Source organism: Micromonospora sp. Mcm103 (assembly GCF_024519755.1).
Lineage (GTDB): Bacteria > Actinomycetota > Actinomycetes > Mycobacteriales > Micromonosporaceae > Micromonospora > Micromonospora aurantiaca.
Genome location: NZ_JALJRJ010000001.1, coordinates 208,754 through 223,067, shown reverse-complemented (window position 1 = coordinate 223,067; position 14,314 = coordinate 208,754). Strand labels below are relative to the sequence as shown.

13 protein-coding genes are annotated in these 14,314 nt (G+C 73.4%); 7 read left to right on the top strand and 6 right to left on the bottom strand.

Annotated elements, in window-relative coordinates; translation table 11 throughout:
- Window positions 1-3: 3 nt before the first annotated feature.
- A complete protein-coding gene (locus OC439_RS01050; protein WP_262011733.1) occupies window positions 4-1,353 on the top strand; it encodes a hypothetical protein in 1,350 nt (449 codons plus the stop codon).
- Window positions 1,354-1,601: 248 nt separating this feature from the next.
- Here OC439_RS01050 and OC439_RS01045 read toward each other — a convergent pair whose 3' ends face one another.
- The 5 genes from OC439_RS01045 to OC439_RS01025 all read right to left on the bottom strand — a co-directional run bounded on the left by OC439_RS01045 (window position 1,602) and on the right by OC439_RS01025 (window position 6,233).
- Entirely contained in the window at window positions 1,602-2,282 is a 681-nt protein-coding gene (locus OC439_RS01045; RefSeq protein ID WP_262011732.1) for an SGNH/GDSL hydrolase family protein, read from the bottom strand.
- Between the two features lie 41 nt (window positions 2,283-2,323).
- Window positions 2,324-2,956 carry an HAD family hydrolase gene (locus tag OC439_RS01040; RefSeq protein WP_262011731.1) on the bottom strand — a complete coding sequence of 211 codons (633 nt, stop codon included), beginning with the start codon at window positions 2,954-2,956 and terminating at the stop codon, window positions 2,324-2,326.
- Window positions 2,953-3,345 carry an MmcQ/YjbR family DNA-binding protein gene (locus OC439_RS01035; protein WP_262011730.1) on the bottom strand — a complete coding sequence of 131 codons (393 nt, stop codon included), beginning with the start codon at window positions 3,343-3,345 and terminating at the stop codon, window positions 2,953-2,955. Before OC439_RS01035 ends, OC439_RS01040 begins: the two co-directional genes overlap by 4 nt.
- Before the next feature lie 108 nt (window positions 3,346-3,453).
- Window positions 3,454-4,674, bottom strand: coding sequence for an MFS transporter (locus OC439_RS01030; RefSeq protein WP_194799265.1), 1,221 nt, complete (start codon window positions 4,672-4,674; stop codon window positions 3,454-3,456).
- Window positions 4,671-6,233: an AMP-binding protein gene (locus OC439_RS01025; RefSeq protein ID WP_262011729.1), complete on the bottom strand. Its 1,563-nt coding sequence runs from the start codon at window positions 6,231-6,233 to the stop codon at window positions 4,671-4,673. The genes OC439_RS01030 and OC439_RS01025 overlap by 4 nt, the downstream gene beginning before the upstream one ends.
- 285 nt (window positions 6,234-6,518) lie before the next feature.
- On the opposite strand from OC439_RS01025, the gene OC439_RS01020 reads away from it, so the two are divergent.
- The 6 genes from OC439_RS01020 to OC439_RS00995 all read left to right on the top strand — a co-directional run bounded on the left by OC439_RS01020 (window position 6,519) and on the right by OC439_RS00995 (window position 12,812).
- On the top strand, window positions 6,519-7,829 hold the full coding sequence (locus tag OC439_RS01020) for an SGNH/GDSL hydrolase family protein (RefSeq protein ID WP_402806737.1): 1,311 nt from the start codon (window positions 6,519-6,521) through the stop codon (window positions 7,827-7,829).
- 67 nt (window positions 7,830-7,896) lie between these two features.
- Complete coding sequence (locus OC439_RS01015; protein WP_262011728.1) at window positions 7,897-9,120, top strand: cytochrome P450; 1,224 nt, start codon at window positions 7,897-7,899, stop codon at window positions 9,118-9,120.
- Complete coding sequence (locus OC439_RS01010) at window positions 9,117-10,091, top strand: alpha/beta hydrolase (RefSeq protein WP_262011727.1); 975 nt, start codon at window positions 9,117-9,119, stop codon at window positions 10,089-10,091. Before OC439_RS01015 ends, OC439_RS01010 begins: the two co-directional genes overlap by 4 nt.
- On the top strand, window positions 10,084-11,187 hold the full coding sequence (locus OC439_RS01005; protein ID WP_262011726.1) for an alpha-hydroxy acid oxidase: 1,104 nt from the start codon (window positions 10,084-10,086) through the stop codon (window positions 11,185-11,187). Before OC439_RS01010 ends, OC439_RS01005 begins: the two co-directional genes overlap by 8 nt.
- Before the next feature lies 1 nt (window position 11,188).
- Window positions 11,189-12,532: a PLP-dependent aminotransferase family protein gene (locus OC439_RS01000; RefSeq protein WP_262011725.1), complete on the top strand. Its 1,344-nt coding sequence runs from the start codon at window positions 11,189-11,191 to the stop codon at window positions 12,530-12,532.
- A 28-nt stretch (window positions 12,533-12,560) separates the two neighbouring features.
- Window positions 12,561-12,812 (top strand): hypothetical protein, encoded by a 252-nt coding sequence (locus tag OC439_RS00995; RefSeq protein WP_013286617.1) that lies wholly within the window; start codon window positions 12,561-12,563, stop codon window positions 12,810-12,812.
- Between the two features lie 60 nt (window positions 12,813-12,872).
- Here OC439_RS00995 and OC439_RS00990 read toward each other — a convergent pair whose 3' ends face one another.
- Window positions 12,873-14,309, bottom strand: coding sequence for a glycine hydroxymethyltransferase (locus OC439_RS00990; RefSeq protein WP_262011724.1), 1,437 nt, complete (start codon window positions 14,307-14,309; stop codon window positions 12,873-12,875).
- Window positions 14,310-14,314: the final 5 nt, after the last annotated feature.

Genomic DNA, 14,314 nt, shown 5'->3' with positions numbered 1-14,314 from the left:
ACGATGGACCCGAACTACACGTGGCCGCCGCTCGGCCAGGCGTGGACCGACCTGCCCGAGTCCACCCGTACCGCGATGGTGACCGCCGGCGCCGCGGCCTGGGAGAAGATCTTCCACGGCCGGGCCACCTACAACAAGCAGTGGCGGCTGGCCCGCCCGCCCGTGTTCACCGCCGACGCGTTCCGCGAGCTGAACGAGGTCTGCGACCGCATCGCCCAGCTCATCCTCGAGGCCTGCCGGCGCCGCGCCCGCACCGCCGGTGAGCTGCGCCTGCTGCTCGACGTGCCGGACGGCGAGACCCGGCTGCTCGACCCGGACGAGGAACTGCACGAAGGGCTGCTCGCCGCGTACCGGCCGGACGTGCTGTTCTCCGGTGGCGTGCCGTGCATCGTCGAGTACAACATCGACAGCAGCCTCGGCGGCGGCTTCGACGCCGACACCGTGATCCAGCGGTACGCCGAGCTGTACCGTACCCATGACCTGCTCGACGGCGCGCGACCCGCACCGTCCCTGCTGGACCAGCGGTTCGTGGCCATCCGGGACACACTCGGCCTGCCCGACGGCGCCCGGGTGGCGCTGCTGATGGACTTCGACGCCGACTACCCGGGACTTGACGACCCGGAGACGTTCATCCGCATCCTGTCCCCGCTGATCGACCAGGCCCGCCCGTTCGGCATCGACCTGGTCATCGCCCCGGTCGCCACCGCCACCCTGGACGCGCAGAGCCGGCTGGTCGTCGGCGGCGCCCCGGTGGACGCACTGTTCCGGTTGTTCGTGCCCAACCGGGTCACCCCGAGCGCCGGGCTGGACGCGGTGGCCGACGCGCTCGCCGCGGGCACGCTGCCGATGTTCGTCAGCAGCGCAGCCTGGCTGCTCAGCAACAAGCTGAACTACGCCTGGCTCTGGGACGACCTGGACCTGCTGCCGGAGGACGACCGGACGCTGATCCGCCGGTACGTGCCGCACACCGTGGCGCTCACCGCCGACCAGCTCGACCGGGCGCTCGCCGAACAGGCCGACCTGGTCGCCAAGCCGGCCGGTGGCTCGGCCGGACACGGCGTGCTCATCGGCCGGGAGATGACACCTGTGGCGTGGGCGGACGGGGTACGCGCGGCCGTCGCCGAGGGCGGCAACATCCTGCAGCGCTACCACGAGGCGGACCGGGTGGCGATGGACTTCGTGCAGATCGAGACCGGTGAGACGGTCACCGCCGACGTCCCGTACAGCCTCGCCCCGTACCTGTTCGACCGCACCGGGTCCGGCGCGCTCGCGCGGGTCGGTTACCCGGGTTGCGACGAGGTCCTCAACCTGGCGAGAGGCGTCCTCCTGACCGGCATCCTCCTAACCGACTGACCCGCCCCGTCCCCTCCGCCCACCCACCCCAGCGCGTCGATCAAGGAGTTTGTGTCCTCACCAAGGCGTATTCCCGACACAAACTCCTTGATCACCGATCAGATCCGACCCGCAGGTCGACCCGCCGGCGCCCCTCGCAGCGTCGATCATGAAGTTAGCGGGGACAAAAGGGACGCCCACTGCCGCCAACTTCATGATCGTCGGGTTGGGTCGGGCAGGGTGCTCGGGCGGGCCCGCTAGGGGAGGGGTCAGGGGTGGGGGAGGTGGGTGGCGAGGACCTTCAGGGTTTCGGCGGTGGCTATGGCGTCGCTGCGGGCACTTCCGTGCCGGCCGTCGCTGCTGTACAGCGACGCATCGGCCACCAGCGGATGGTCGGTCAGGTGGACGTGCAGCGTGCCCAGGCGCTCGGCCACGCCCCGGGTGTGCCGCGACAGCCGGCGCATCCGCTCGCCCAGGCCCGCGCGCAGCGCGTCCGGCACCGCAGGGCTGTGCGACACGTCGAACATGCCCACAGTGATGACGTCCGCCCCCGCCTCCCGCAACGCGGTGATCATGGCGGTCAGCTCGGCGTCGACCGCGTCCGGGTCGTAGGCGGACCGGAACGCGTCGTTGCCGCCACACACCACCAGGGCCAGGTCCGGCTCGAAGGCCAGCGCGTCGGCGAGCTGGGTGGCCCGGACCTCGTGCGCGCGCAGCCCGCGCCGGCCCAGGTTCAGGTAGGCCAGCTCCGGCCGGATCGCGCGTAGCTCGGCCGCGATCCGGTCGGCCCACTGGAGGTCGGGGTAGCCGTCGGCCGGCTCGCACAGTCCTTCCGCGACGCTGTCGCCCAGCACCACGAACCGGCGCCAGGGGTGCCCGCGCAGCAACTCGGTGGCCTCCCCGGGACGCAGGCACCACGGGTCGGTCGCCTCGGTCAACGTCGATGGCATGACCGGCAGGCTAGCCGAGCGTCCCACGCGGGGAAAGAGGCTCAGGGCAGCAGGGCCAGCAGCTCCCCGGGCCGGGACAGGCTGAGGTCGGCCGGCTCGTCGGGGTCGTACTGGTGGCCCCACGCGGCGGCCACCGCTACCGCGCCGCTGTGCCGGGCGGCGCGTACGTCCAGTGGTGAGTCACCCACGTACGCGGCGCGGCCGGGCGGCACGCCGAGGTGCCGGCAGGCCGCCTCCACCCCGTCGGGCGCCGGTTTCGGGCGGTCGACCTGGTCGCCGCCGAGGACGACCTGGAAGTGGCCGAGCAGGCCCGCCCGGTCGAGCAGGATCTCGGCGGCCCGGTGGCTCGCGCCGGTGAACACGCCCACCGGCACCCGGGCGGCGATCTCGGCCAGCGCGTCCGCGACGCCGGGGTAGACGCGTACCCGCCCGGCGAGCGCGTCCAGCTCGGCGTGGTAGCGGTCCAGGTCGTCGCCGGAGGCCGGCCGTCGCAGCAGGTGCGTCAGCAGGTCGATGGGGGAGCCGATCGAGTAGCCGGCGATGACCTCGGCGTCGGTGTACGACGGGCCGCCGCCGGCCCGCACCGCCGCCCGGTACGCCGCCGGCACGACCGCGTGCGACTCGACGAGCGTGCCGTCCATGTCGAAGACGATCGCCTCCACCGGGCCGGTCACGCGGTCTCCGCCCGGTGCGCGGTGGCGAGCCGCTTCGGGGCGCGCGCGTGCCACGCCTCGGTGACCAGTTCGGTCAGCTCGTCCACGTCGATGCGGTCGAGCCGGACCAGCACCGCCGGATAGCCGTCGAAGTGCGGCGTGGTGAAGTAGACCGCCGGGTCGTCGGCGATCAGCGCCTCCTTGGCGCCCAGGTCGGGCACCCGCGCGCCGAGGATCGGGCCGTCCGGCGCGGCGTCGCCGAGCGACTCTAGTTCGCCGCGCCGCAGCGGCCGTTCCCAGACGAACGACTTGTCGCGGACGCGCCAGGCGGGCGCCTGGTCGTACGTGGGTCGTTCGGTGGTCTCCGGCAGTGCCAGCGCGATGCGCCGCACGTCGTCCCAGGTCGCCATGGCCCCGACCCTACCGCCGCCCCCCGACACCGCGGCCCGGACCGGCAGGCTCAGACCGGACCCGCAGGCTCAGAGCGGACCCGCAGGCTCGGGACCGGGCCGGCGGGCTCAGACCGGGGTGGGCGTGGCCGGTTCCGCGGCCGGGCGCCGGGACGCCCGGTTCAGCAGCAGCGGTCCGACGGTCAGCACCAGGCAGACCACAGACATCACCAGCAGCGCCGGGGTCAGGTCGAGCAGCGCCACCGACCAGCCGCCGAGCAGCGCGCCGACGGGCAGGCCGAGGAACGCCACCGATCCGGAGATGCCCAGCACCCGGGTCTGCAGCTCGCCCGGCACCCGCTGGTAGAGGGCGGCGCCGAGCAGCGGGTTGACCGCCGCGATGCCGATGCCGGACAGGAAGGTCACCACGAGCACCACGACCAGGTCGTCGCTGAGCGCCAGCGCGAGCAGCCGGGGTGCGCCGCTGAGCGTCAGCCCGAGCGCGAACGTCGTCCCGGCCGGCAGCCGGGTGCCGAACATCGTGAACAGCAGGTTGCCCAGCAGTGCGCCGGCCGAGAAGACGCCCAGCAGCAGACCGAACCCGGCCGGGTCGCCGAGCACCTGGTTGACCCAGAGCGGGATCCAGACCGCGACGCTGGCGTTGGCGAACATGTTCGACACCGAGACCACGATCAGCATGATCATCAGCGTCCGGTCGGTGCGCAGGTACGCGAAGCCGCCGCGCAGCGCCCGCAGGTAGGGCTCCCGGGGCGCCGGTTGCGCCGGTGCGGGTGGCCGGACCAGCACGCCGATCAGCAGCGCGCAGACCGCGAACGTGGCCGCGTCGATCCAGATGGCGCGGGTCAGCCCGACCCAGTCGATGAGCAGTCCGCCGAGTACCGCGCCGAACAGCGTCATGCCCCGGGCGAGGCCGTCGTAGGCGCTGGTGAGCCGGATCAGCGGCACCCCGGCCCGCTCGGCCGCCGGTTTGAACAGCACGTGCTTGACCCGGTCGCCGATGCCGCGCAGCCCGCCGGCGATCGCCACCAGCACCAGCAGCGTGCCGAAGCCGAGCCAGGGCGCCAGCGCCACCACGGCCATCGCGACGGCGCTCGCCGCGTCCACGAACACCGAGGTACGGCGTACCCCGAACCGGTCCGCCCACGGCGTCGCGAGCGCGCTGGAGAGCATGTACGGAAGCGTCTCCGCCGCCGCGACGAGTCCCATCTTGGTGGGACTGCCGGTGGTCTCCAGCACCAGCCAGGGGATGGCGACCACCGAGATCCGCGTGCCGAGGTTGGACAGCAGGTCGGCGCCGACCAGGGTGTACAACTCCCGGCGCGGGTTCACGCCGGACTGCCGATCGGGTCGGCGCCGGCCGGGTGGGCCGCCGCGTACCGGGCCCGCAACGCGCGCTTGTCCACCTTCGCGGACCGGTTCAGCGGCAGCGCGTCGACGAACTCGACGGCGCCGGGCGCCCACGTCTCGCTCAGTTCCCGGACCACGAGCGCGATCAGCTCCTCGCCGGTCACCGACGCGTCCGGGGCGGGCACCACGTACGCGTGCGGCAGCTCCCCGGCCACCGGGTCCGGTACGCCGATGACAGCGGCGGCGCGTACCTCGGGGTGGCCGGCGAGCACGTCCTCGATCGGGCGGGAGTAGATCGGCCAGCTGCGCTGCCGGGTGAGGATGCGGTCCTGTAACCGGTCGACCAGGTAGAGGTAGCCGTCGGCGTCGAGGTGCCCGATGTCGCGGGTGCGCACCCAGCCGTCGACGAGCGTCTCGGCGGTCAGCTCCGGCCGGCCGTGGTAGCCGGCGAAGCTCAGCTTGGTGCGCACCCACACCTCGCCGTCGGAACCGGCCGGCAGCACCCGCCCGTCCGCGTCGCGGATCTCCACCGTCACGTCGCCGTACGGGCGGCCGCAGGACCGCAGTCGCTCCGGATGCTCCGGGTCCTCGGTGAGTCCGGGCAGCGCGCAGATGACGACCGCCTCGCTGAGCCCGTACACGATGCGCAGGCACGGGCCGAAGCGGGCGATGGCCTGGCGTAGCCGGGCCGGCGCGGCGGGCCCGGCGCCCACGTTGAACATGAACATGGCGGAGAAGTCGGCGCCCGGCAGGTCGGGATGGTCGAGCACCTCGTAGAGCATCGGCGGGGTGACGAACGTGGAGGTGAGCCGCTCGGCGTCCACGGTGGCGATGAACGCGGCCGGGTCCCACTGCTCGCGCAGGAACAGCACGCCGCCGGTGAACAGGTTGAACAACGTGGTGATCTGGCCGCTCGCGAGCCACATCGGGGAGTGCGACAGGTGCCGCAGCAGCGGGAACCCGGCGCCCCGGAAGTCGGCGGCCAGCGCGAGCACCTGCCGGTAGAAGCTCTCCCGGTGGTGCACCAGCTTCGGCGTGCCGGTGGTGCCGCTGGTCTGCAGGAACGACTCCGGCGCGGGCACCGCGGCGGGCAGATGGACCGCCGGTCCGGCGGCCTGGGCGGTCAGGTCCGGTCCGGCGCCGCCGGGACCGAGGCAGAGCACCGGTACGCCGGACAGGCCCGCCGCGATCTCCACCGCCTGCGCGTCGCGCGGGTCGTGGACGAACGCCTCCGGCGCGGACAGCGCGACGAACTCGTCGACCTCCCGCCGCGAGGTCACCGGCGCGACCCACATGCTCCGGCAGCCGAGCAGGTGCAGGGCCAGTTGCAGCAGCGGCCCCTCGACCGTGTTGCCGAGCATCACCAGCACCGCGGCGCCCGGGCGTACCCCGTGGTGGTGCAACGCGGCGGCCAGGCCGCGCACCTGCGCGGCGACCTGGGGGTAGGTGAGGCGGCGTCCGCCGCCGACGAGCGCCTCCCGGTCGCCGAACCCGGCGAACAGCTCCAGCGCCTCGTGCACATAGTTCGGCCGGTCGGTCATCGGGCAGCCCCCATCATGGTCCGCGAGCGGCGTCCGGCCAGGTCAGGGCCGGGACAGGACGGCAGGTGCCAGGGTCGGCGACCGCACCGCCGCCAGCCCCGAGCCTAGGCAGCCACGGTCCACGGCGGACAGAGCCGATCGTCGCTGCGTCCCGTCCCGCGGGCATTTGATCATGTCGATCAGGTTGATTGACGCTCGTCACAGCCGGAAGCTAGTTTCCGGTCCATCGCCCGGGCCGGTGCCGCCGACCGCGTCACGCCCGGGGCTGCCGACCATGGAGGATCGATGCCGACCCCGAAGAGATGGCACGTCATAGCTTCCGCCGTCACGCTGCTGATCGCCGCCACCCCGGCGGTCACGGCGAGCGCCGGCCCGACCGGGAACGACCGCGCCGGGCACGGGCGCGCCGAGTGGGCCGGAACCTGGGCCGCCGCGGTGACCCGCGGGAACACAGTGGGCCTGACCAACACCGGCCTGAACAACCAGAGCATCCGGATGACAGTGCAGACCTCGGTGGGCGGCCCGCGCCTGCGGGTGCGGCTGACCAACCTGTACGGCGAGCAGGCCGTCCAGGTCGGCCGCGCCACCATCGCCCGGCCGAACACCGCCACCCCCGACGACCTGTCCGACATCGTCGGGTCGAGCGTCCGCCAGCTGACGTTCTCCGGCGCCGGCTCGGCGACCATCAACAAGGGCGCCGAACTGCTCAGCGACCCGGTGGCCTTCCCGGTGGCCGAGCAGGAGGACCTGGTCGTCACCCTGTACTTCCCGGTGCTCACCGGGCCGGTCACGTTCCACGGCCAGTCCCGGGTCACCAACTTCATCGGCGCCACCGACCTCACCTCGGCGGCCGAGGGCACCGGCTTCACCATCCGGCCCAACTGCTGCTGGATGTTCCTGTCCGGCATCGACGTGGAACGCAAGGCCACGCCCGGCTCGGTGGTGGTGCTGGGTGACTCCATCAGCGACGGCAACGGCAGCACCGTCAACGCCGATCAGCGCTGGTCCGACCTGCTGGCCAAGCGGCTGATCGACGCCCGCCCGGAGCCGCGTACGCCGGGTGTGCTCAACCTCAGCCTGGCCGGCAACCGGCTCAACCACGAGGGCCCCGAGCCCGGCGCGGACAACTTCCCCGGCTACTACGAGCTGGGCCCGAACGCGCTGGCCCGGCTCAACGAGGACGTGTTCCCGCAGACCGGGGTGCGGACCGTCATCACCCACCTGGGCATCAACGACATCTGGATGAACGGCGACAGCCCCGAGGCGATCATCGCCGCGCTGCGCCAGCTCAACCGGCAGGTCCAGGCGCGGGGCCTGACCAGCATCGCCGGCACGCTCATGCCGTACGAGGGCAACGGCGGGCCGGGCGTGTGGACCCCGGAGAAGGACGCCACCCGCCAGGCGGTGAACACCTGGCTGCGCGGGCCCGGCCGGGCCGAGTTCGACGGCATCGTCGACTTCGACGCGGTGATGCGGGATCCGGCCCAGCCGAGCCGGCTGCTGCCGGCGTACGACTCGGGTGACCACATCCACCCGAACGACACGGGCGCCGCGGTCATGGCGAACGCCGTACCACTGAAGTTGCTCGGACTGTGACACCGGGCGGGGGCGGCGGTCGACACGACGCCGCCCCCGCCACCGTTTTCCTGGGGAGGAAGAGACAGTGGACGTCAGCGAGATCCTGACCGGCCTGTACAGCGAACAGGGCCGGCAGAACCCCTATCCCTTCTACGCGGCCCTGCACGAGCACGGGCCGATAAACGCCGTACCGGCCCGGGCCGAGCACAGCACCGTGAGCGCGGTCGCCGGCGGATACGACGTGGTGGACCAGATCCTGCGCGATCCCGGCTGGTACAAGGGCTTCCCGCCCGGCTGGGAGGAGCAGGAGATCCTGCGCACGTTCCTCACCTCGATGATGTTCGTCAACCCGCCGGACCACACCCGGATGCGCGCGGTGTTCGCCAGGACGTTCACCCCGCGCCGCCTCGGCGCGCTGGAACCGGTGATCGAGCGGATCGTCGCCGAACGCCTGGACCACCTGGCCGAGGCGGGCGCGGACGGGCACGAGGTGGACTTCGTGGCCGACTTCGCGTACCCGGTCCCGGCGCTGGTGATGGCCGAGTTCATCGGCCTGCCCGCGGCCGACCTGACCTGGTACCGGCAGCGGGTCGACTGGATCGACGAGTACATGGACGTCTCCGGCAAGACGCCGGAGCGGCTGGCCCGGGCCAACCAGGCCGCCGAGGAGCTGCGCGTCTACTACCGGGACCTGATCGCCCACCGCCGCCGCACGCCCGGTCACGACCTGATCAGCGGGCTGGTCGAGGTGCTCGACGCGGGCGGCGTGGACCTCACCGAGGAGGAGTTGATCAGCAACCTGATCGTGCTGTTCAACGCCAGCTTCGTCACCACCGTCTACATGTTCAGCAACGGCCTGCCGCTGCTGCTGGACCACCCGGACGTCACCGCCGCGCTACCAGGCGACGACGAACTGGCACGCGGCTGCGTCGAGGAGGTGCTGCGGATGGAGAGCCCGGTGCACTTCCTGGCCCGATCCGCGCCCGCCGGCGCCGACCTCGGCGGCGTGCCGGTCAGCCGCGACGACAACGTGCTGCTGCTGATCGCCGCCGCCAACCGTGACCCGGCGAGGTTCCCCGACCCGGACCGCTTCGACCCGCGCCGCGCCGGCCCGCCGTCGCTGGCCTTCGGCGTCGGGCTGCACTTCTGCCTCGGCTCGGCGGTGTCCCGGCTGGAGGGCCGCCTGGCGCTGCCGCGCCTGTTCGCGCGCTTTCCCCGGCTCGCCGTCACCCAGCCCTACACGTACAGCGGGAGCCTGTTCCTGCGTGGAATCGACAAACTCTTCGTCACCACCGGGGAGGCCGGATGACACTCGATCCGCAGGTGGTCGCGTGGCGGGCCGCGCGCGCCGCCGCCGGCACCGCGCCGCTCTACACCCAGACCCTCGCGCAGGCCCGCGCCGCCGACCTCGCCGCGATCCGCGCCGGGTCCGGCGCGGTCGAGCCGGTCGCCGAGGTACGCGACACGACGGTGCCCGGCCCGGCCGGGCCGCTGCCGGTGCGGATCCACCGGCCGGACGGCGACGGTCCGCTGCCCACGCTCGTCTACTACTTCGGTGGCGGCTGGACGCTCGGCAGCGTCGACACGGCCGACGGGATCTGCCGGCGGCTGGTCAACCTGGCCGCCGTCCAGACCGTGACCGTCGGCTACCGGCTCGCCCCGGAGCATCCGTTCCCGGCGGCGGTGGAGGACTGCCACGCCGCGTTGCGGCACCTCGCCGCGCACGCCGCCGAGTTCCGCGTCGACGCCGACCGGCTGGCGGTGGGCGGGGACAGCGCGGGCGGGAACCTGGCCGCCGCGGTCACGCTGCTGGCCCGCGCCGACGGCGGTCCCCGGCTCGCCGCCCAGCTGCTCGTCTACCCGAACACCGACCAGCGGCCCGGGCACCGGCCGGGCGACGACGAGGACCCGATGCTGTTCAACAGGCACTCGGTCGGCTGGTACCGCGGCCACTACCTCACCGACCCCGGCGACGCCGCCCACCCGCTCGCGTCGCCGCTGCTCGCCGAGGACCTGTCCGGCCTGCCGCCGGCGTTCGTGGTCACCGCCGGGCACGATCCGCTGCGCGACGAGGGCCTGCGGTACGCCGAGCGGCTGCGCGAGTCCGGCGTGCCCACCGAGACGGACGACTACCCGGGCATGGTGCACGGGTTCTTCGCCATGCCCGGCGTGTTCGACGCCGGACGGCAGGCCCAGGAACGTGCCGCCGCCTTCCTGCGCCGCGCCTTCGGGCTCGACCCGGCGCACGCCCGGGCGGCGACGGGTGCCGACCATGGCTGACCCGGCGGACGGGTTCGTGCCGCCGGCCAGCCTGGCCGAGTTCGCCGCGCTCGCCCGGGCGGTCCTGCCGGCCGACGTGTGGGACTTCGTCGACGGCGGCAGCGGCACCGAGACCGCCCTGGCCGCGAACCGGGCCGCGCTGGACCGGGTGGCGGTGCTGCCCCGGATGCTGGCCGGGGTGGACGACCCGTCCACCGAGGCGGCGCTGCCCGGCGGCCGGGCCGCGTTGCCGGTGGCTGTCGCGCCGATGGCGTACCAGCGGCTGCTGCACCCCGACGGCGAGCCGGCGCTCGCGGCGGCGGCCCGGGCGGCGGGCGTGCCGTACGTGGCGAGCACGCTGTCCAGCACGCCGATCGAGGAGATCGCGGCGACCGGCGCGACGGTGTGGTTCCAGCTCTACTGGCTGCGCGACCGGGCGCTGGTGGCCGACCTGCTCGACCGGGCGGAGGCGGCCGGCTGCGCAGCGGTGATGGTGACTGTGGACGTGCCGGTGCTCGGGCGGCGCCTGCGCGACGCCCGCAACGGGTTCGCGCTGCCGCCGCACGTCACCGCCGCGAACCTGCCCGGCGGCCGGGACGACCTGGCGCACCAGGGCACCCCCGGCGTCTCGGCGGTGGCGGTGCACACCGGCGCGGTGTTCGCCCCGGCGCTGAGCTGGGCGGACCTGGAGTGGTTGCGGGAGCGTACCCGGGTGCCGTTGCTCGTCAAGGGCATCCTGGACCCGCGCGACGCGGTCCGCGCGGCGGACGCCGGCGTCGACGCCGTGGTGGTCTCCAACCACGGCGGACGGCAGCTCGACGCCGCCCCGGCCAGCGCGGCCGTGCTGCCTGAGGTGGTCGAGGCGGTCGACGAGCGGTGCGTGGTGCTGCTGGACAGCGGCGTCCGCGGCGGTGTCGACGTGCTGCGCGCGCTGGCGCTCGGCGCGGACGGCGTGCTGGTGGGCCGGCCGCTGCTCTGGGCGCTCGCGGCGGGCGGCCGGGCCGGCGCCGAGGCGGCACTGGCGCTGCTCGCGGCGGAACTGCGTGACGCCCTCATCCTCAGCGGCTGCCCCGACCCGGCCTCGGCCCGGCGGCTGCGTACCCGGATCGGAGGCTGACGTGGAACCCGTCGACCTGGCCGTCTCGGCGCTGCACGGCAGCGTCGGCGACCCGGCGCTGAACTCGATGAACTTCCTCAACGAGGTGGCGCAGCACTACCCGGACGCGGTGTCGCTGGCGGCCGGGCGGCCGTACGAGGAGTTCTTCGACTCCGCGGTGCTGCACACGCACCTGGACCGCTTCCGCCGGTATCTGGCCGAGGACGTCGGGCTGGACCGGGCCGGCGTGGACCGGACCCTGTTGCAGTACGGGCGCACCAAGGGGATCGTGCACCACCTGATCGCCCGGCACCTCGCCGTGGACGAGGGGCTCACCGTCGACCCGGAGTCGATGGTGGTGACGGTCGGCTGCCAGGAGGCGATGTTCCTGGTGCTGCGCGCGCTGCGGACCGGCCCGGCCGACGTGCTGTTCGCTGTCGCGCCCACGTACGTCGGGCTCACCGGCGCGGCCCGCCTGGTCGACCTGCCGGTGCGCCCGGTGGCCGGCGGACCGGACGGCGTCGACCTGGCCGACCTGCGCGCCGGGGTGCGCCGGGCCCGCGCCGAGGGGCTGCGGCCCCGGGGCTGCTACGTGATGCCCGACTTCGCCAACCCGTCCGGCGTCAGCATGGACACCGCGCAGCGGCGGCGGCTGCTGGAACTGGCCGCCGAGGAGGACCTGCTGCTGATCGAGGACAACCCGTACGGCCTGTTCCCCGCCGACGGCACCGAGCGGCGGCCCACCCTCAAGGCGCTTGACACCGCGCGCCGGGTGGTCTACCTCGGCTCGTTCGCCAAGACCGTCCTGCCAGGCGCCCGGGTCGGCTACGTGGTCGCCGATCAGCGGGTGGGGGAGGCGGACGGCACCGTGGTTCCGTTCGCCGACCACCTCGCGAAGATCAAGAGCATGGTCACGGTGAACACGTCGCCGATCAGCCAGGCGGTGATCGGCGGCGCGCTGCTGGCGCACGACTGCTCGCTGGTGGCCGCGAACACCAGGGAGCGGGCCGCGTACGCCCGTAACCTGCGCCACCTCGCCGACGGCCTGGCCCGGCGCTTCCCGGCCGGCGGGCCGGTCACCTGGACGGTGCCGGCGGGCGGGTTCTTCGTGGTGGTGAGCGTGCCGTTCGCCGTCGACGACGCGCTGCTGCACCGTTCGGCGCGCGAGTACGGCGTGCTCTGGACGCCGATGGCGCACTTCTACGACGCGGGCACACCGGTCAACGCGCTGCGGCTGTCGGTGAGCGCCGTCACACCGGAGTCGATCGATGTGGGCCTGGACCGGCTGGCCGCGCTGGTCACGGACACCATGGCCGGTGGTGCGATACCGGAGTGTCAGGGTTCCGGCACCGTGCGTGTTTCCTGACGCCGTTTCGTCTGTTGATAATGGACGAATGGTTGCCTGGGAGTACGCGTTGCTCGTTCGTCGGTATCAGGGTCAGGGTCGCAATTTCCACGTCTCGTTCGTGTGGTACGGCCCGGACGGGTCACGCACCGACGTGACCGCGTACGGCGACACCGCGATCGCGCACCTCAACCGGGTCGGCCGGGAGGGCTGGGAACTGGTCTCCGCCGCCGAGGACGTGAACAACGTGCAGGGCAGCACCGAGGTCCACCGCTACCACCTGAAGCGCCCGCTGCGCTGACCCCGTTCACACCGGCGCCCCGGGAGACTCGTTCTCCCGGGGCGCCGCCGTCATATCAGGTCAGGTCAGGTCCACGGCGGGGTAGAGCGGGAACGGCGTGAGCAGGTCGGCGGCCTGCTTGCCGACGGACTCGGCGACGGCCGGGTCCAGCACGTACTTCGCCTTCGACGGGGCGCCGTCCGGGCCGGTGCCGGGCGTGGTCTGGCTGAGCACGGTGTGGATCAGCTCGGCGGTGGCGTCCATCTCGGCTGCGCCGAGGCCGCGGGTGGTGAGCGCCGGGGTGCCGATGCGGATGCCGGAGGTGTACCACGCGCCGTTCGGGTCCTGCGGCACCGAGTTGCGGTTGGTGACGATGCCCGAGTCCAGCAGCGCCTGCTCGGCCTGCCGGCCGGTCAGGCCGTACCCGGACACGTCGATGAGCACCAGGTGGTTGTCGGTGCCGCCGGTGACCAGCGTCGCGCCCCGGCGCAGCAGCCCGTCGGCGAGCGCCTGCGCGTTGTCCACGATCCGCTGGGCGTAGTCGGCGAAGTCGGGGCGGCGCGCCTCGGCCAGCGCGACCGCCTTGGCGGCCATCACGTGCGGCAGCGGCCCGCCGAGCACCATCGGGCAGCCCCGGTCGACCTGGTCGGCCAGCTCCGGGCCGCAGAGCACCATGCCGCCGCGCGGGCCGCGCAGCGACTTGTGCGTGGTGGTGGTGACGATGTGCGCGTGCGGCACCGGGTCGAAGTCGCCGGTGAAGACCTTGCCGGCGACCAGCCCGGCGAAGTGGGCCATGTCGACCATGAAGGTGGCGCCGACCGAGTCGGCGATCTCCCGCATGATCCGGAAGTTGACCTTCCGCGGGTACGCGGAGTAACCGGCGACCAGGATCAGCGGCTTGAACTCGCGGGCCGCCTCGGCCACCCGGTCGTAGTCGATCAGGCCGGTGGCCGGGTCGGTGCCGTAGCTGCGCTGGTCGAACATCTTGCCGGAGATGTTCGGCCGGAAACCGTGGGTGAGGTGCCCGCCGGCGTCAAGCGACATGCCCAGCATCCGCTGGTTGCCCAGCTCACGGCGCAGCGCGAACCAGTCCGCCTCGGTCAGGTCGTTCACCTGCCGCGCCTGCGCCTTGCGCAGCGCGGGGGACTCGACCCGGTCGGCCAGGATCGCCCAGAACGCGACCAGGTTGGCGTCGATGCCCGAGTGCGGCTGCACGTACGCGTGGGACGCGCCGAACAGCTCCCGGGCGTGCTCGGCGGCGAGCGCCTCGACGGTGTCGACGTTCTGGCAGCCGGCGTAGAACCGGCGCCCGACCGTGCCCTCGGCGTACTTGTCGCTGAACCAGTTGCCCATCGCCAGCAGCGTCGCCGGGGACGCGTAGTTCTCGCTGGCGATGAGCTTGAGCGACTCGCGCTGGTCGGCCAGTTCCGCGGCGATGGCGTCGGCCACGCGCGGCTCGACGCCGCGGACGACCTCCAGCGCGCTGCGGAAGGCGGTGGACTCGGCGTTGCGCGACATGCGAC

Bases quoted from the DNA above. Each gene is read 5' to 3' on its own strand.
- OC439_RS01025 (WP_262011729.1), bottom strand. From the start codon at position 6,233: ATGACCGACCGGCCGAACTATGTGCACGAGGCGCTGGAGCTGTTCGCC.
- OC439_RS00995 (WP_013286617.1), top strand. From the start codon at position 12,561: ATGGTTGCCTGGGAGTACGCGTTGCTCGTTCGTCGGTATCAGGGTCAG.
- OC439_RS00990 (WP_262011724.1), bottom strand. From the start codon at position 14,309: ATGTCGCGCAACGCCGAGTCCACCGCCTTCCGCAGCGCGCTGGAGGTC.
- OC439_RS01050 (WP_262011733.1), top strand. From the start codon at position 4: ATGGACCCGAACTACACGTGGCCGCCGCTCGGCCAGGCGTGGACCGAC.
- OC439_RS01020 (WP_402806737.1), top strand. From the start codon at position 6,519: ATGCCGACCCCGAAGAGATGGCACGTCATAGCTTCCGCCGTCACGCTG.
- OC439_RS01035 (WP_262011730.1), bottom strand. From the start codon at position 3,345: ATGGCGACCTGGGACGACGTGCGGCGCATCGCGCTGGCACTGCCGGAG.
- OC439_RS01045 (WP_262011732.1), bottom strand. From the start codon at position 2,282: ATGCCATCGACGTTGACCGAGGCGACCGACCCGTGGTGCCTGCGTCCC.
- OC439_RS01005 (WP_262011726.1), top strand. From the start codon at position 10,084: ATGGCTGACCCGGCGGACGGGTTCGTGCCGCCGGCCAGCCTGGCCGAG.
- OC439_RS01010 (WP_262011727.1), top strand. From the start codon at position 9,117: ATGACACTCGATCCGCAGGTGGTCGCGTGGCGGGCCGCGCGCGCCGCC.